This window comes from Ramlibacter rhizophilus (assembly GCF_004681965.1).
Lineage (GTDB): Bacteria > Pseudomonadota > Gammaproteobacteria > Burkholderiales > Burkholderiaceae_C > Ramlibacter > Ramlibacter rhizophilus.
Genome location: NZ_SMLL01000001.1, coordinates 702,044 through 718,082 on the forward strand (window position 1 = coordinate 702,044; position 16,039 = coordinate 718,082).

The following is a 16,039-nucleotide window of genomic DNA, read 5'->3' on the forward strand; positions in this document are numbered from 1 at the left end:
TTGCGTCCGTCAGTCCAGCGCCGCGCCGGAGTCGCGCACGGCCTTGCCCCACTTGGCCAGCTCGGCCCGGTTGAACTCCTCGAAGCCCACGGGCAGCGGGGCCGAAGGCGTCACGCCCAGGTTGCCCAGCTTGTCGCGGAAGGCCTCGGAGCGCACGACCTTCTCGATCTCCTTTCGCAGCAAGGCCGCCTCGCGCGCCGGCAGCTTCGCGGGGGCGAACACGCCCCACCAGGCTTCGGCGTCGAAGTCCTTCAGGCCGGCCTCGGCCATGGTGGGCACCTCGGGCAGCACGGGCGAGCGCGTCTTGCTGCTCACCGCCAGCGCGCGCAGGCGGCCGCTCTTGATGTGGCTCTGCACCGACTGCACGGGATCGAACATGACGGGGATCTGCCCGCCCACCAGATCGGTCACGGCCGGCGCGCTGCCCTTGTACGGCACGTGCTTGAGCTTGACGCCCGCGCTGCTGGCGAACAGCTCGCCGGTCAGGTGCCCGGGCGTGCCGTTGCCGGCCGAGCCGTAGGCGATGCCGCCCGGATCGCGCCGTGCGGCGGCCACCAGCTCCTGCAGGCTCTTGTAGGGCGTGGAGGCATTCACCACCAGCGCCACCGGCGCGCTCGCCGCCAGGCCCAGCGGGGTGAAGTCCTTCAGGGGGTCGTAGGGCAGCTTCTTGTACAGGCTGGCGTTGATCGCCTGCGTGCCCACCGTGCCCATGAGCATGGTGTAGCCGTCGGGCGCGGACTTGGCGACCATGTCCGCCGCGATGGAGCCGCCCGCGCCGCCCTTGTTCTCCACCAGCACCTGCTGGCCCAATGCTTCGGACAGCAGTTGCGCCAGCGGGCGGGCCACGATGTCGGTCGGGCCGCCGGCGGGGAAGGGCACCACCAGCCGCAGCGGCTTGCTCGGGAACGCCTCCTGTGCCCCGGCGGGCGCCCAGGCGTGCAGCGGCAGGGCTGCTCCTGCGAGTGCGGCCTGAAGCAGCCGCCTGCGCTGCAGCCGCAAGGCCTGCATCAATTCGGAAGAACGCCTGTCGCTCATGTCTCGCTCCTCAGGGTGGATCGACGGGAAGAAGGCACGTGATGGATGCCGCGCGCCAGCTCGATCTCGCCGGCGACGCGCAGGCGGAATTCGTAGCGCTCGGGAAGGATGTGGATCTGCATGAACTCGCACACGCGGGGGCCGGCGAAGGACTGGCGCTCCATGAGCAGCACCATGCCGGGCCGGGGCGGGCCGAGCAGGGCACCGATCTCGCGCGGCGGGCGGCCGCAACGGATGGTCACCTCGGCCCGCTCGACCGCCAGGCCCAGGTACTGCGCGAGGATCTCGTACACCGTCAGGTGCTCGGCGCGCGGGCGGCCGAGTGGCGCCGCCTCGGCCGGCAGGTAGGCGCTGACCACTGCGAACGGCTTTCCTTCCATGGCGTACACGCGTCGCAGCCGCACCGGCAGGTCCAGCCCGTGCGGCGGCACGCCATCCAGCGCGCCACCGTCCACAGCCCAGTCCACCAGCCGCGTCTCGGGCTCGATGCCCTGGCTGCGCAGCGACTGGTAGAAGCCCTGCAGCGCATCCAGGTCGTGCTGCACCACGCGGCCGGCGACGAAGGTGCCCTTGCCACGGTGCGCGCTGGTCTTGCCGCTGCGCGCGAGCAGGGCGATGGCCTGCCGCACCGTCACCCGGCTCACGCCGTGCTCGGCCATCAGCTCGGGCTCGCTCGGCAGGCGGTCGCCGGGGCGCAGCTCACCCGCGGTGATGCGCGCGAGCAGCTGCGCGGCGAGCTGCCTGTACAGCGGCACTTCGCTGTGGCGGTCCAGGGGGGGAGGGCGGCGGGGCATACCGGGGGCGACTAAGTTGTATTAGAACGTCCCATTCTGGCGCGGATGGAGGTGCGGGTGCAATGCGTCGGATGGGGGGCTATGGAAAACCCTGAGCTGCGGTGCGCCGACCTGCGCTGCTTCGGGGAGCCCCCACCCCAGCCTTCCCCCAGAGGGGGAAGGAGCCAAACCCCCTCCCCCCCTGGGGGAGGGTTGGGGTGGGGGCCGCGCGCTCCGACCGCGCTGCTTCTCGCGAAGCCCCCATCCCAGCCTTCCCCCAGAGGGGGAAGGCGCGGAAAGGCCTACTGCGCCCGAATGCCCTGCGACTTGATGATTTCAGCGTAGCGGCGGCTGTCGTCCTGCATCACCGCGTCGAACTCCTTCGGGCTCATCGGCGTCGCCTCGGCGGCCATGTTGGCCATCTGCGCCTGCACCTCCGGCGAGGTCGCGACGATGCGGTTGATCTCGCGGTTGAGCCGCTCGACCACCGGCGCGGGCGTGCCGGCCGGCGCGTAGAAGCCGTGGGTGGTACCGGCGTCGAAGCCCTTCAGGCCGACCTCGTGCAGGGTCGGCACGTCCGGGTAGTGCGGCGAGCGCTTGGGCGACGCGGTCGCCAGCATCTTCAATTTCCCCGCCTTCACGTGGGGCAGGGCGATGCCGGGGTCGAAGTAGTAGTCGATCTGCCCCGCGAGCAGGTCCTGCAGTGCCGGCGAGGCGCCCTTGTAGGGCACGTGCACCGCCTTCACGCCGGCCTGCGTCTTGAGCATCTCGCCGGCGATGTGCAGCCCGGTGCCGTTGCCGGCCGAGCCGTACGAGACCTTGCCGGGGTTGGCCTTGACCCACTGCAGGAACTCCTTGACGTCCCCCGCCGGCAGGTTGCCGCGCGAGACCAGGAACAGCGTCATGCGCGCGGCCGGGGCCACGGGCACCAGGTCCTTGGCGGTGTCGTAGGGGAGCTTCTCGAACAGGTGCGGATTGTTGGTGATCACGCTTCCGGCCGTCATGAGCAGCGTGTGGCCGTCGGCCGTGGCCTTGGCGACCTGGTCGGCGCCGATGATGCCGCTCGCGCCGGCCTTGTTCTCGACCACCACGGGCTGGCCCAGCGCCTGGTGCAGCGGCGTGGCAATGGCGCGCGCCAGCAGGTCCGGCGAGCTGCCGGGCGGGAAGTTGACGACCACGCGGATCGGCTTGCTCGGCCAGTCCTGGCCCTGGGCGAAGGCCACGCCCTGCACGCCGGTGGTGGCGATCAGGCCGGCGCAGGCGGCCAGCAGCCCGCGCGTGAGCACGCGCCGGCGGAAGGTGGGTGAGTTCATGGCTTGTCTCCTTGTGGTTTGCTCAAGCCTCCACCGGCAGGCCGGTGAAGTTCTCCGAGAACTGCAGGCGCCCGGGGCGGGTGTCCGTCATGTAGGCGAGGTCCGCGCGCTGGATGCGGCGCAGGAACGGGCTGTGCTCGGGAAACTGGTGCGTCATCGTGCACAGCCCGGCCGAGAAGCGCTGCACCAGCCACATGCGACGCAGGCAGGTGTCCGAGTACTGCGCCAGGCGCTCGCCGGCGCCTTCGCGGTAGTGCGCCACCAGCGCGCGCGCCAGCACCTTGATGTCGGCGAAGGCCGAGTTCAGGCCCTTGGCGCCCGTGGGCGGCACGATGTGCGCGGCGTCACCGGCGAGGAACAGGCGCCCCCACTGCATCGGCTCCACGAGGAAGCTGCGCATCGCGGTGACGGCCTTCTGGCTGATCTTCCCTTCGTTGACCGGCGGCATGCCGTCCACGTCCAGGCGCTTGTGCAGCTCGGACCAGATGCGGTCGTCCGACCAGTTGTCGGGGTCTTCGTCGGGTGCGCACTGCAGGTACAGCCGCGTCACCGTCGGCGTGCGGATGCTCTGCATGGCGAAGCCGTCCTCGTGGCAGCCCCAGACGATCTCGTTGGTGGCCGCCGGCGCTTCGGCCAGGAAGCCCAGCCAGCCGAAGGGATAGACCCGGTCGAAGACCTTCAGGCGGTCCGCGGGAATGGCCTCGCGGCTCACGCCGCGGAAACCGTCGCAGCCGGCGACGAAGTCGCACTCCAGCCGCGCGGGCTCGCCCCGGTGCTCGTAGTGGACCACCGGCCGGTCGCTGTCCAGTCCTTCGATGCGGGTGACGGGCGCCTCGTACAGCACGGCACCGCCGTCGCGCTCGCGGGCGTGCATCAGGTCGGTGACCACCTCGTGCTGCGGGTACACCCAGACGTTGCGCCCGATCTCGGCCTCGAAGTCGATGCGGCGCGAGCGGTTGCCGAAGCGGAAGTCCAGCGCGCGCTGCTTGAGCGCCAGCTGGTCCAGCCGCTCACTCAGGCCCAGTTCGCGCAGCATCTCCACCACGCCCTGCTCCAGCACCCCGGCCCGCAGGCGGCTGCGCACGTGCTCGCGCGCCGAGCGTTCCAGCACCACGGACTCGATGCCGGCCAGGTGCAGCATGTGCGAGAGCATCAGCCCGGCCGGCCCGGCGCCGATGATGGCCACCTGCGTTCGCATCACGCCGCCTCCTCGAAGGTGATGAGGCCCATGCCCGTGGTCATGGGCGCGTAGTAGTTGCGGTGCACGCGGCGCGCACCTTGCGACAGCGCCCCGCGCATCACCAGCCACATGATCAGCTCGATGCCCTCCACGCCGTACTTGCGCATCAGCGTCTCGTGCGTGAATTCGGTGATGCTCTCGGGATCGTTCTCCAGCCGGTCCAGGAAGTCCAGGTCCTCGGCCTCGTTCATCGCGCCGAACTGCGGGCCGGTGAGCTGGTGCGACATGCCGCCGGTTCCGATGATGGCCACGCGGATGTCGCGTTCGTAGCTCTCCACCGCCCGGCGGATGGCCTGGCCCAGGCGATAGCAGCGCCGCGCGGTGGGCAGCGGATGCTGCAGCACGTTCACCTCGATCGGGATGGTCGGCACCGGCCAGCTGTCCGGACCCGGGTCGAAGCACAGGTGCATGGGCACCAGGAAGCCGTGCTCCACGGCCATCTCCTGGCAGATCGTGAGGTCGAACTCGTCATAGACGAGGCTGGTGCACAGGTGCTGCGAGAACGCGAGGTCGCCGGGGACGGGCGGCAGCGGCCGCACGCCGAAGCCCTCGTCGGCGACGGGGTACTGCGCCGCGCAGCCCACGGCGAAGGTGGGGTACTTGTCGAAGAAGAAGTCGGCGCCGTGGTCGTTGTAGACCATGAGCGCCACGTCGGGCTTGACGCGCTGCAGCCATTCGCGCACCGGCACGTAGGCATCGAACAGCGGCTTCCAGGCCGGGTTCTCCGTCTTCTTGCGGTCGTAGGCGCCGCCGATGGACGGGACGTGCGAGGTGCCGATGCCGGCGATGATTTTTCCCATCAGGTCGCTCCCGGTGCATTGCGCGTGGCAAGGAACTGCTCGTAGGTTTCCCCACGCATCTGCGCGCCCATGGTGTACAGGCCGTTGCCGGTCACGACGCCGAGCTTGAGCAGGAAGTAGATGTTGGCGCCGTGGGCGAGCAGGCCGGCGAAGTCGCGCGCCCGCACCAGCGCCTTCTCGTCCTCGCTCAGGCCGTGGGCGGCCATGAACGCTTCTTCGTCGCGCTTGTACGCGTCGCGGTTTGCCGCGCTGGACAGGGCGTTGCACATCTTGTTGATGCGATAGCCCTCGGCGGACATGCGCAGGTCGAACACGTCGGAACCCGCGATCTTCGTTCCGGGTCTGAGTTGAACGTCAGGGGTCATGCGGGCCAGTTTAGGATCGGCACCGGTTGTTCATCTATACAACCATTTACATGAAAGAGATCGATGAGTCTCTCGGACCCGCGCACCGTCGATGACCTGCTGAACCTGCGCCTGAGCTGCCTGCTGAACGTGAGTGGCGCCATGGTCACGCGACTGTGCGAGGGGCGCTACGGGATCACGCGGCGCGAGTGGCGCCTGGTGGCGCTGCTGGCCGCGCATGGCGAGATGTCACCGTCGGAGCTGGCCGCGCGCGCCCAGCTCGAGCGCGCCCGCGTCTCGCGCCTCATCACTGAACTGGTCGCCAAGGGCCTCCTGGCCCGCCACGCCGACGCCGAGGACAAGCGCCGCGCCACGGTGCGGCTCACCGCCGAGGGCGTCGAGCTGTTCGAGGACCTGTTCCCCCGCTCGGTAGCCTTCAACAACGAGGTGCTCGCCGCCCTCACGTCCACGGAGCTGGTCGCCTTCGACGCGGCCCTTGCCAAACTCACGCAGCGGGCGACGCAGATCGCCGCCCTGAAACCCGTGCAGGAGAAAGCTGATCGGCGCCACGGTGGCGCCCGGCGCGTGCGGCGGGGGTGAGCTGGCGCGCTCGCGCCGACATGCTCAAGCTCTGAATTTGGCACCCGGCAGGGGCCCTGTCCTACTAGAGCCACATGGATGATCGCCCACCATGTCGGTCATCGGGAAAGAGCGCGACCAGCGCCGATCCCATCCGCAGGGAGACAAAGGCATGAACTCCGTCCAGCAGCAAGACACCCCCTTGAAGTCGGCGCACCCGTTCCGCTGTGCCTCGGTGAACGGCTCGCACATCTACACGAGCTGCGGCACCGTGGTGCTGCGTTCGGCCGGACTCGCGCTGCCGCGCATCTCGCGCATCTTCTACGCCCGGCGCGTGCCCAAGACGCACTGCTGGGTGCAGGCCAGCGCCTGAACGCCCATCCGCGCTTCGGCCTGTCCGCCCGCGGGAGGCCAACCCGCCGATCAACAGCTCTATAGCTCTATTGCTTCACTGATGGCTCGTGGCTAGACTGGCGCGATGCCGGTTGCCGCTTCGCCGATCCTCGCCCGCTTCCAGGCCACGCCCGCCGGGCTGCCCAAGCATGCGCGGCTGCGGCAGGCCATCATCGGCGCGGTGGAGTCCGGCGAGCTGCCGGTCGGCAGCAAGGTCACCGGCGAGCGCCAGCTGAGCGAAGCCCTGGGCCTGAGCCTGGGCACCACCCAGAAAGCCCTGGGCCGGCTGATGGACGAAGGGTTCCTGGAGCGCCGCCACGGCCATGGCACCTTCGTGGGCAGCGCGCGCCAGGCGATCGCCGGTTCCTGGCACTTCCGCTTCTGCGCGCCCGAGGGCGGCCCCGAGCTGCCGGTCTTCGCCACCATCGTCGAGCGCCGCATCGAGACGGCCGACGGCCCCTGGTCCGAGGTGCTCGGCCCCGACCCCAGGGGCTACGTGCTGGTCCGCCGGCGCCTGGACATCGGCGGGAAGTTCCATTGCGCCAGCCGCATGTACCTGCCCGCGAGCCGGTTCGCCCGGCTGGTGCGCATGGCCGAGAAGCGGCTGGCCGACACCAACCTCAAGCTCGTGCTGGCCGAGGAGTTCTCCGCGCCCACGCTGCATTCCGAGGGCCTGGCCTTCGTGCGCACGCCCACGCCAGAGGACGCGCGGCTCATGGGCCTGTGGCCCGAGTCCGCCGGCCCCGGGCTGCAGCTGCACATCACCGGCCGCAGCCTCGGCCGCATCCCCATCAGCTTCCAGGTGGTGAGCGTGCCGCCCACGCCCTATGCCCTGAAGCTCGATTTCAATCCGCCACCTCCGGTGTCCTGACCGCATGCGCAACAACGCCTTCCACTCCACCTACCTGGCCGACCGCGCCGGCCACGCGAGCATCACGCCCGCCACGCCGGTCGAGGCCGGCGCCTTCGCCTCCTGGACCCTGACCTACACCGCGGGCTACTTCGGCATCGACGACACCGGCAGCCTCAAGATCGTCCACCGCTTCGCCAGCGACATGGGCAAGCCGCAGTTCACCGACCCGAAGGGCTGGAACTACGTGAGCGCCGAGGCCAGCAACGGCGCGGTGCTGGAGCTGCGCTACGACCAGAAGGGCAATGTCCGGCCCTGGGACAAGACGATCTCCATCCGCGTGCAGCGCGGCTTCCTGCGCGAGGGCGACACCATCACCGTGCGCCTGGGCGACACGCGCGGCGGCTCGCCCGGCATGCGGGTGCAGACCTTCAGCGAGCCCACCTTCGAGTTCCGCGTGCTGGTGGATGCATTCGCCACCTACAACTTCGTCGAGCTGCCCGAGCAGCCCACGGTGCCCGTGGTCGCCGGCCCCCCCGTCCTGTTCAAGGCCATCCTGCCCACGCAGCGGCGCGTGGGCCAGGCCTTCGCGCTCGGTTTCAAGGGCGAGGACCGCTGGGGCAACCCCAGCCACCGCGTGAGCGGCCGCTTCACGCTGGAACCGTCCGTTCCCGTGGAGAACCTGCCGCCGCACGTCGATGTGGTGGAAGGCGCGCTGGCCACCCGCATCGACTCGCTGCGCGTGGCCGAGCCGGGCGAGCTGGTGGTCACCGTGCGCGACGCGCAGGGGCAGCTGGTGTGCACCAGCAACCCGCTGCGCATCGCCACCCACGTGGAGCTGCTGCCTTTCTGGGCCGACCTGCACGGCCAGTCCGAGGAGACCATCGGCACCAACTCGGCCCGCGAGCTGATCGAGTTCGCGCGCGACACCGCCTTCCTGGACGCCATGAGCCACCAGGGCAACGACTTCCAGATCACCACCCCCTTCTGGGAGCAGCTGAACGCCCTCACGCGCGAGTACAACCGCGACGGCAGCTTCATCATCTTCCCGGGCTACGAATGGTCCGGCAACACCGGCCTGGGCGGCGACCGCAACGTGATGTTCAAGCACGAGGGCCGCACCATCCACCGCTCGCACCACGCGCTGGTGGAGGACCTGTCCGATGTGGCGACCGACGCGAACAGCGCCGCGGACCTGTTCCGCGCGCTGGAGGGTGAGGACTGCGTGGTCTTCGCCCACATCGGCGGCCGCTACGCCGACATCCGCCAGGCGCACGACGCGCGCATCGAGCGGTCGATCGAGATCCACTCCGACTGGGGCACCTTCGAGTGGTTGCTGGAGGACGCCTTCGACCAGGGCTTTCGCGTCGGCATCCTGGCCAACTCCGACGGCCACAAGGGCCGCCACGGCGCGAGCCACCCGGGCGCTTCGCTCTTCGGCGCCTATGGCGGCCTGTCGTGCCTGCTGGCGCGCGAGCTCACCCGCGACGCGCTCTTCGAGGCGCTGCGCCGCCGCCACCACTACGCCACCACCGGCTGCCGCGCGCACCTGGACCTGCGGCTGCGCTTCGATACCCCGGCATCGCTGTACAGCGACGACCCGGCCCTGGGCGGGAAAGTGGCCGGCCAGGTGAGCGAAGCCCGCATGGGCGACATCCTGCGCTGCGCGGACGAGGCGGTGACGCTGGAGGTGGACCTCTCGGCGGGTGCGCCCATCGAGCGCATCGAGATCCGCAACCGCATGCAGGTGCTGGAGACCTGGCGACCTTTCGACGAGGCCGCGCTCGGGCGGCGCATCCGCATCGTCTGGGAAGGCTCGGAGTACCGGGGGCGCGGTCGCCAGAGCGTCTGGGACGGCAGCGCCACGCTGGAGGACAACCGCATCGAGCGCGCCACGCCCATCAACCTCTGGAACATCGACAAGCCGCTGCGCCAGACCGCGCCCGGGCGGCTCGAGTGGGCCGCGCTCACCACCGGCGGCTTCGGCGGCGCCGACCTGCTGCTGGCCGACGCGCAGGCCGGCACCCTGGTGCTGGACACGGCGCTGGTGAAGGCGCAGATCCCGCTCGCCCACATCGGCGCCGACGACCTGGTGCTGGAGACCGGCGGCGGCATCCAGCGGCGCATGCGCGTGTTCCGCCTGCCCGAGGACAACACCACGCGCACGGCAAGCATTCGCCGGCGCATCCCGCGCAGCGCCGCGGAGGACGCGCTCTATGTCTGCGTCACGCTGGAGGACGGCCACCGCCTCTGGTCCAGCCCCATCTACCTGCTGCGCTGAGGCGCGGCCGGGTTCCGAGTTCCCTGTCCCTCGTCGTCCTGAAGGAGCTTTCATGAGAATCCGTCGCCTGCGCTTCCTCGCCCTTTCGCTGGGGCTCGCCGCCGTCCCCTGGCTCGCCCAGGCCCAGGCGCCCGCCTTTCCGAACAAGCCGATCCGCCTGATCGTGCCCCTGGCAGCCGGCAGCACCGCCGACATCCTCTCGCGCACCATCGGCAACGAGCTGGCCCAGGCCACCGGGCAGACGGTGGTGGTGGACAACAAGCCGGGCGCCGGCGGCACCATCGCCATGGCCGAGCTTGCGCGCAGCGCGCCCGACGGCCACACCATCGCCTTCGCCTCCCAGGGCACGCTGGTCTTCAACCAGGCCCTGTACTCCAAGCCGGGCTACGACTCGCTGAAGGACTTCGCGCCCATCGTGCTGGTGGGGGGCGTCTCCAACGTGATGATCGTGCCGCCCGGCAGCCCGGCCAAGTCCGTGGGCGACGTGATCGCCGCCGCCAAGGCCAAGCCGGGCATGACCTTCTCCTCGGGCGGCAGCGGCACCAGCCACCACCTCTCGGGCGTGCTCTTCGGCCAGATGACCGGCACGCAGCTCACGCACGTGCCCTACAAGGGCGCACCGCAGGGCATCCTGGCGGTGATGAGCGGCGAGGTGGACATGGGCTTCTTCAACACGCCCACCGTGCTCACGCAGATCCGCGAGAACAAGCTGCGCGGCCTGGCCGTGACCAGCCTGGGCAAGTCCGCGCTGCTGCCGGACCTGCCCACCCTGGACGCGAGCGGCGTGAAGGCCTATGAGGTCAACACCTGGTTCGGCTTCGTCGCGCCCGCGGGAACCCCGCTGGCGGTGGTCGACTCCCTGCACGCGCGCATCGGCAAGATCCTGGCGATGCCGGCGGTCAAGGAGAAGCTCGCGGCGCAGGGCTTCGAGATCGCCCCCCTGGGCCCGCCGGGCTCGTTCACGCAATTGATCCGCGACGACCTCGCGAAGTGGCCTTCCATCATCAAGGCGGCCGGAGCGAAGGTGGATTGAGCGGCGGGAACGCACCAGGGTCTGCGGCGCGCAAGCGCCTGGTGCTGGCCGGTGCCGGGCACGCGCATGCCCTCGTGCTTCGCTCGCTCGCACGGGCGCCGCTGCCGCAGGTCGAGCTCGTCGTGGTCGCGCCGCAGCCGCTCGCACCGTATTCAGGCATGGTGCCCGGCTGGCTGGACGGCCGCTACGCGTACGAAGACATCGTGATCGACTTCGCGGCCCTGTGCCGGGCGGCCGGCGCGCGCTTCGTGCCGGCCTCGCTGCACGCCCTGGACACCGAAGCCCGCGTGCTCACGCTCGACACCGGGGAACGGCTGTCCGCCGACCTGCTGTCGCTCAACGTCGGCTCCACGCTTCGGGCACCGCGGCTGGACGCTGCGGAAGTCCTCGCCCTGCGTCCCTTGCCGGCCCTGCGCAGGGCCTATGAAGCCTTGACCACGCGCTGGGCGCGCGAACCCGCAAGCGCGCCCGCGCTCGTCGCGGCCGTGGGCGGCGGGGCCGCCGGCGCGGAATGCCTGCTGGCCGTGCTGGCGCGCCTGCGCCGGCTCCATCCGGACCGCCCGGTGCGCGGCTTGCTGCTCACGCGCGGCGACCGGCTGGTGCCGGACCTGTCCGCAGCGGCGCGCCGTGCCCTGGAGCGCGCGCTGGCCCGCGCCGACGTGGACGTGAAGCTGCAAACCGACGGCTCGGCGGCAACGCTGCAGTCGGCTGGCCTGGTGCTCTGGGCCACCGGCGCGCAGGCGCACGCGTGGCAGCTCGATCCGGCCCGGCGCGGTGCGCTGGCCGTGGACGAGGAGGGCTTCGTGCGCATCGATGCCCGGCTGCGCTCGGCCTCGCATCCCTGGGTGTTCGCGGCCGGCGACTGTGCCCGCTGGTCCGAGCCGCTGCCCAAATCCGGGGTGGTCGCGGTGCGCATGGGCCCCGTGCTCGCGCAGAACCTGCGCTCGGGGCTCGGGCAGGGTGCGTGGCGCAGCTACGTTCCCCAGCGCGCGCACCTGAGCCTGCTGTCAACGGCCGATGGACGGGCGATCGCGTCGCGCGGGCGCCTTGGTGGCGCCGGGCGCTGGGCCTGGCACTGGAAGCACCGCATCGACCAGTCCTTCGTCGCCGGGTTCCGGTCAAGCTCATGATTTCCCCTGAAGCGGCCTCTTCGTAGCCGAGCGTTACGCGGCGCGTTCCTACCGTTCAGCCGCGGGCCCGGCAGCAAAGCCAAGTCTCTGCAGCACCCCGCACGCAAAGTTGCGGACGTTGCGATTGCTCGCGCTTGCGCGATTCGCCGCTCGCAACATGAAGGCGCAGAGCCACCTCGGCGACTGCAAGGGGAGGAACACACGATGGACCCGGCTACCGCGGCATCGGCGCCTGCGCTTTCGCAACTGCGTGCCTTCACCCAGGTCCTGTCCGACGCGACAGGCCATCCCTTCGCCCAGCACGAGGACCTGCACGCCTGGTCGGTCGCCCACTGGCGTGAGTTCTGGCGCCACTTCGCGCAGCAGCACGCGTTGCCGCTGGGCATCGCGGGGTCCCTGGACCCGGTGTGCGTCGGGGACGACATCGAGCAGGCGCGCTTTTTCCCGCAGCTGCGGCTCAACTACGCGCGGGCGCTGCTCGGCCCCGCCGCCGCGCCCGACGCGGCGCCGGCACTGCGGGCCTGCCATGCCGATGGCAGCGTGGAGTCCTGGAGCCGTGGCGAGTTGCACGAGCAGGTCGCCCGCCTGGCGGCCGCACTGTCGGCGCGTGGCCTGGGCGAGGGCGACCGGGTGGTGGCGCTGATGCGCAACGACGGGGGCGCCGTCATCGCCGCGCTTGCCGTCACCGCGCTGGGCGCCACGCTCTCCTGCGCGTCGCCGGACATGGGCGTGGACGCGGTGCTCGACCGGTTCGGCCCGCTCGCCCCACGCCTGTTCATCGCCCACACCGCCAGCCGCCCCTTCGACAGCGGCCCGCCGCTGGCGGAGAAGGTGGACGCGGTGGCGCGGCGCCTTCCCAGCCTGGCGTTCCTGCTGCAACTGGACGAGGGACCGGCGGCCTGCACCGGCGCGTGGCAGAACCTGCTGCTGGCCGACGCACTGGCCAAGCCGGTGGAGGACGGGCAGGCGGCCTGGCCGGATTTCCCCTTCGAGCAGCCGCTGTTCATCATGTTTTCATCGGGCACCACCGGCCGGCCCAAGTGCATCGTGCACGGCGCCGGCGGCAGCCTGCTGGAGCACCTGAAGGAGCACCGGCTGCACACCGATCTGCGGCCGGGCGACCGCCTGTACTTCCACACCAGCTGCGGCTGGATGATGTGGAACTGGCAGCTCTCGGCCCTGGCCTCGGGCGTGGAGATCGTCACCTACGACGGCCCCATCTCCAGCGTGGAGCGACTGTGGGAACTGGTCGCGCAGGAACGCGTGACGGTCTTCGGCACCAGCCCTGCGTACCTGCGCATGTCCGAGCAGGCGGGCCTGGTGCCCCGGGACCGCTTCGAGCTGGGGGCGCTGCGCCTGCTCATGTCCACCGGCGCGGTGCTCCATGCCAGCCAGTTCCGCTGGGTGCGCGACAGCGTGGGGCCGGTGCCGGTGCACTCCATCTCCGGCGGCACCGACATCATCGGCTGCTTCGTGCTCGGCCATCCCGAGCTGCCGGTGGCCGATGGCGAATCGCCCTGTCGCAGCCTGGCCATGGACGTGCAGGCCTGGAAGGCGGGCAGGGCGACCGAGGGGGTGGGCGAGCTGGTCTGCGCGACGCCCTTTCCCTCGCGGCCGCTCGGCTTCTTCGGCGACGTGGACGGCGCGCGATTCCACCAGGCCTACTTCGCGCGCCACCCCGGCGTGTGGACGCACGGCGACCTGGTCGAGATCACGCCGAGCGGCGGCGCGCGCATGCACGGGCGCTGCGACGGTGTGCTCAACGTGCGCGGCATCAAGTTTGCGCCGCAGGAAGTCATCGGCCTGCTGCAGGACATCGGCGGCGTGCGCGAGGCCATGCTGGTGGAGCGGGCGGCCGGGGAGGGCGAGACGCAGCTGCTCGCGCTGCTGGTGCTCGCGCCCGGCGAGGCGCTGGAAGCCGCGCGCATCGCACGGCTGCGCCGGGAAATCGCCACCCGCCTGTCTCCCGCGCACGTGCCAGACCGCTTCGTGGCGGTGCCGGAACTGCCGGTGACCCACAGCGGCAAGCCCTCGGAGGCCGCGGCGCGGGCAGCGGTCCAGGGTGAGGTGGCGGGCAATGCAGGGGCGCTGCGCAATCCACAGTGCCTGGCGACGATCCGCGAGGCCTGCGAGCGCGCGTTGGTGCACACCGCCGCGGACGGCGGCGACCTCGCGCTGCGGCTGCGTGCGCTCTGGTCCGAGCTGCTCGGGGTGCCGGAGATCGGACTTGACGACCACTTCTTCGAGCTCGGCGGCAACTCGCTGCTGGCGGCCCGCGTGCTCGCGCGCGTGCGGGAATGGACCGGCAGCAGCCTCACGCTCGGCGCGCTGGTGCAGGCGCCGACGATCGGCGAATTGATCGCGCTGCTGGCCGAAGGCGCCCAGGTGCGCACCCAGGCTTCGTCGCTTGCCGTGTGCATGCGCGAGGGCCAGGGGGCGCCCCTGTTCCTCGTGCACGGCATGAGCGGGACGGCCATGGAATGCTGGGCGCTGCTGCGCGCCCTGAGGACGCCGCGTCCCGTCTGGGGACTGCAGGCGCGGGGCATCGACGGCGAGGAGGAGCCCCAGTCGCGCGTCGGGGAGATGGCGGCGCTCTACATCCGGCAGATGCGCCGCATCCAGGCCCAGGGACCGTATGCGGTCTGCGGCTTCTCCTTCGGCGGCGTGGTGGCGCTGGAGATCGCGCGCCAGCTGCGCGCCGCCGGCGAGACGCTGTCGCTGGTGTGCCTGCTGGACCCGCACGTCCGCCAGGACCTCGGCCCGGCCGCGCGCCTGCGCCAGCGCGCGGTGCACGTGACGCGCCGGCTGCTGCAGCTGCCCCCGCGCGAAACCGCGCGGCGACTGGGCCGGGCGGCGCAGCGCCTCGTCGAGCAGGTTCAGGAGCGGGCCGGCTGGCGACCGCCGCGGCGCGCCAGCGAGGGCATCGACATGCCGCCCGCGCAGGCCCGCGTGTACGACCACATGTCGGCGGCGCTGGCGGCCTACCGGCCGGAGGCTTACGAGGGCAGTCCGGTGCTGTTCGTCCACGCGCGCGTGCCGCTGGAAGGCTATTTCGATCCCATGCCGGTGTGGCGCCACGTGCTGCGGGGCGGCCTGCGCGTCGTGGTGATCCCGGGCGAGCACATGCAGCTGGTGCGGGCACAGGCCGATCGCGTCGCGGCCGTGATCGACGAGGCCCTGGCGCCGCCGCGAGGCGAAGCGGCGGACACCCGGTCCACGCCGCAGGCGGGCGCGGTGTCGAGCGGCATCCGTCCGGCGGCCTGAGGCACCCTGGCGGCGATCGAGGTCACGCGGCGCTACGCCTTTCGCGCGTGCGCGCCGCCGGCCGCGGCCAGTCCGATGGCCTCCGCCAGGCGCAGCGCGTAGTCGCCGGGAATCACCATCATCGTTTCGACCTCGTCGAAGGCGTCACGATGGCGTATGACGACGTTGCCGTGGCGGTCGGTGTCCACCGTGAGCGCGTCGGCGGACGAGGGCGAGACGGACCAGACGGATCGTGTCGCCGGGGCTGTTCGGAAATCTTCCATGCGGGCTGCTCCTTGTCGCGAACCGGTCGTCAACCGGCCTTGCGTGCTGCTCATGCTCGCGCTTGACGACCCCCTGCGGCTGTAGGCGCGCTTCCGTGCAACATGACCCGTTCGGCCTATTTGCGGCGCGCGCGCAACGCGCCAGGGCCGATACCAGGCGAATACAAAACAGCGGATTCCTGAAATTCGCGCAATACCGCCGCCGCCAACACTGGAGGCCAGTCACAGGGGCAAGGCGGTACACGGAGCGAAGGACGCCTTGCCAACCTCCCTTGATTGCCTTCGCCGTTCAGGAGCACACCATGACCTTCCAGTCCATCACCCATTCCGTGGCCTACGCGACCACCGTCGTCGCCGCAACGCTCGCCGCCACGCTGGTCGCCAGCAGCGCTCGCGCCGAAGGGCCCATCGCCTATCCCAGCGCGCCCATCGTGAGCGAGCGCAGCCGCGCCGAAGTCCAGGCCGAGGTCCGCGACAACCGCCAGGCCATCAGCGCGCAGGCCACCGAGTGGGCGCTGCAGCAGCACACCGCCCAGCCGTTCATGAGCATGCTGAGCCGCGCCCAGGTCCGGGGCGACTACATCGCCGCGCGCGAGCAGGTGGACGCGATGACCTCCGAGGACAGCGGCTCGGCCTACCTGGCCTCGCACGCGACTCGTTTCCCCAGCGGCGTCGCGCTGGCCAGCAGCGCGTTTCGTTGAACCCGTCACCGGGCCGCGCCGAGTCCGCCGCGCCAGGCGA

At 71.1% G+C, this 16,039-nt stretch carries 15 protein-coding genes; 8 read left to right on the plus strand and 7 right to left on the minus strand.

Annotation, left to right across the window (positions count from 1 at the left end):
• Nucleotides 1-9: 9 nt before the first annotated feature.
• The 6 genes from EZ242_RS03375 to EZ242_RS03400 form a co-directional block, all read right to left on the minus strand.
• Nucleotides 10-1,035 carry a Bug family tripartite tricarboxylate transporter substrate binding protein gene (locus EZ242_RS03375; RefSeq protein WP_240786968.1) on the minus strand — a complete coding sequence of 342 codons (1,026 nt, stop codon included), beginning with the start codon at nt 1,033-1,035 and terminating at the stop codon, nt 10-12.
• Nucleotides 1,032-1,829 (minus strand): GntR family transcriptional regulator, encoded by a 798-nt coding sequence (locus EZ242_RS03380; protein WP_135283687.1) that lies wholly within the window; start codon nt 1,827-1,829, stop codon nt 1,032-1,034. The genes EZ242_RS03375 and EZ242_RS03380 overlap by 4 nt, the downstream gene beginning before the upstream one ends.
• A gap of 281 nt (nt 1,830-2,110) precedes the next feature.
• The gene (locus tag EZ242_RS03385; protein ID WP_135283688.1) at nt 2,111-3,121 is read right to left on the minus strand and encodes a Bug family tripartite tricarboxylate transporter substrate binding protein; all 1,011 of its coding nucleotides are present in this window, start codon (nt 3,119-3,121) and stop codon (nt 2,111-2,113) included.
• A gap of 22 nt (nt 3,122-3,143) precedes the next feature.
• Nucleotides 3,144-4,319 carry a 4-hydroxybenzoate 3-monooxygenase gene (locus tag EZ242_RS03390; RefSeq protein WP_135283689.1) on the minus strand — a complete coding sequence of 392 codons (1,176 nt, stop codon included), beginning with the start codon at nt 4,317-4,319 and terminating at the stop codon, nt 3,144-3,146.
• Complete coding sequence (locus EZ242_RS03395; RefSeq protein ID WP_135283690.1) at nt 4,319-5,161, minus strand: class III extradiol dioxygenase family protein; 843 nt, start codon at nt 5,159-5,161, stop codon at nt 4,319-4,321. The genes EZ242_RS03390 and EZ242_RS03395 overlap by 1 nt, the downstream gene beginning before the upstream one ends.
• Complete coding sequence (locus EZ242_RS03400; RefSeq protein ID WP_135283691.1) at nt 5,161-5,526, minus strand: protocatechuate 3,4-dioxygenase; 366 nt, start codon at nt 5,524-5,526, stop codon at nt 5,161-5,163. The genes EZ242_RS03395 and EZ242_RS03400 overlap by 1 nt, the downstream gene beginning before the upstream one ends.
• A gap of 63 nt (nt 5,527-5,589) precedes the next feature.
• Between EZ242_RS03400 and EZ242_RS03405 the strand changes: the two genes are divergently transcribed.
• The 7 genes from EZ242_RS03405 (at nt 5,590) to EZ242_RS03435 (ending at nt 15,035) form a co-directional block, all read left to right on the plus strand.
• Complete coding sequence (locus tag EZ242_RS03405) at nt 5,590-6,105, plus strand: MarR family winged helix-turn-helix transcriptional regulator (RefSeq protein WP_135283692.1); 516 nt, start codon at nt 5,590-5,592, stop codon at nt 6,103-6,105.
• A gap of 151 nt (nt 6,106-6,256) precedes the next feature.
• On the plus strand, nt 6,257-6,457 hold the full coding sequence (locus EZ242_RS03410) for a hypothetical protein (RefSeq protein WP_135283693.1): 201 nt from the start codon (nt 6,257-6,259) through the stop codon (nt 6,455-6,457).
• A gap of 105 nt (nt 6,458-6,562) precedes the next feature.
• Nucleotides 6,563-7,348, plus strand: a complete 786-nt coding sequence (locus EZ242_RS03415) for a GntR family transcriptional regulator (protein ID WP_135283694.1) — start codon at nt 6,563-6,565, stop codon at nt 7,346-7,348.
• 4 nt (nt 7,349-7,352) lie between these two features.
• Nucleotides 7,353-9,608: a DUF3604 domain-containing protein gene (locus EZ242_RS03420; protein ID WP_135283695.1), complete on the plus strand. Its 2,256-nt coding sequence runs from the start codon at nt 7,353-7,355 to the stop codon at nt 9,606-9,608.
• 52 nt (nt 9,609-9,660) lie between these two features.
• Entirely contained in the window at nt 9,661-10,641 is a 981-nt protein-coding gene (locus EZ242_RS03425) for a Bug family tripartite tricarboxylate transporter substrate binding protein (protein WP_167784628.1), read from the plus strand.
• Complete coding sequence (locus tag EZ242_RS03430; protein ID WP_167784629.1) at nt 10,638-11,771, plus strand: FAD-dependent oxidoreductase; 1,134 nt, start codon at nt 10,638-10,640, stop codon at nt 11,769-11,771. The genes EZ242_RS03425 and EZ242_RS03430 overlap by 4 nt, the downstream gene beginning before the upstream one ends.
• Nucleotides 11,772-11,975: 204 nt before the next feature.
• The gene (locus EZ242_RS03435) at nt 11,976-15,035 is read left to right on the plus strand and encodes an acetoacetate--CoA ligase (protein ID WP_135283698.1); all 3,060 of its coding nucleotides are present in this window, start codon (nt 11,976-11,978) and stop codon (nt 15,033-15,035) included.
• Between the two features lie 32 nt (nt 15,036-15,067).
• Here the strand turns inward: EZ242_RS03435 and EZ242_RS03440 are convergent, their stop codons facing one another.
• Nucleotides 15,068-15,298: a hypothetical protein gene (locus tag EZ242_RS03440; RefSeq protein ID WP_135283699.1), complete on the minus strand. Its 231-nt coding sequence runs from the start codon at nt 15,296-15,298 to the stop codon at nt 15,068-15,070.
• Nucleotides 15,299-15,600: 302 nt separating this feature from the next.
• Between EZ242_RS03440 and EZ242_RS03445 the strand changes: the two genes are divergently transcribed.
• Complete coding sequence (locus EZ242_RS03445; RefSeq protein WP_135283700.1) at nt 15,601-15,999, plus strand: hypothetical protein; 399 nt, start codon at nt 15,601-15,603, stop codon at nt 15,997-15,999.
• Nucleotides 16,000-16,039: the final 40 nt, after the last annotated feature.

Coding starts and splice junctions, on each gene's coding strand:
- EZ242_RS03440 (WP_135283699.1), bottom strand. CDS start 15,298: ATGGAAGATTTCCGAACAGCCCCGGCGACACGATCCGTCTGGTCCGTC.
- EZ242_RS03400 (WP_135283691.1), bottom strand. CDS start 5,526: ATGACCCCTGACGTTCAACTCAGACCCGGAACGAAGATCGCGGGTTCC.
- EZ242_RS03445 (WP_135283700.1), top strand. CDS start 15,601: ATGACCTTCCAGTCCATCACCCATTCCGTGGCCTACGCGACCACCGTC.
- EZ242_RS03425 (WP_167784628.1), top strand. CDS start 9,661: ATGAGAATCCGTCGCCTGCGCTTCCTCGCCCTTTCGCTGGGGCTCGCC.
- EZ242_RS03420 (WP_135283695.1), top strand. CDS start 7,353: ATGCGCAACAACGCCTTCCACTCCACCTACCTGGCCGACCGCGCCGGC.
- EZ242_RS03395 (WP_135283690.1), bottom strand. CDS start 5,161: ATGGGAAAAATCATCGCCGGCATCGGCACCTCGCACGTCCCGTCCATC.
- EZ242_RS03405 (WP_135283692.1), top strand. CDS start 5,590: ATGAGTCTCTCGGACCCGCGCACCGTCGATGACCTGCTGAACCTGCGC.
- EZ242_RS03435 (WP_135283698.1), top strand. CDS start 11,976: ATGGACCCGGCTACCGCGGCATCGGCGCCTGCGCTTTCGCAACTGCGT.
- EZ242_RS03410 (WP_135283693.1), top strand. CDS start 6,257: ATGAACTCCGTCCAGCAGCAAGACACCCCCTTGAAGTCGGCGCACCCG.
- EZ242_RS03385 (WP_135283688.1), bottom strand. CDS start 3,121: ATGAACTCACCCACCTTCCGCCGGCGCGTGCTCACGCGCGGGCTGCTG.
- EZ242_RS03375 (WP_240786968.1), bottom strand. CDS start 1,035: ATGAGCGACAGGCGTTCTTCCGAATTGATGCAGGCCTTGCGGCTGCAG.
- EZ242_RS03415 (WP_135283694.1), top strand. CDS start 6,563: ATGCCGGTTGCCGCTTCGCCGATCCTCGCCCGCTTCCAGGCCACGCCC.
- EZ242_RS03390 (WP_135283689.1), bottom strand. CDS start 4,319: ATGCGAACGCAGGTGGCCATCATCGGCGCCGGGCCGGCCGGGCTGATG.
- EZ242_RS03380 (WP_135283687.1), bottom strand. CDS start 1,829: ATGCCCCGCCGCCCTCCCCCCCTGGACCGCCACAGCGAAGTGCCGCTG.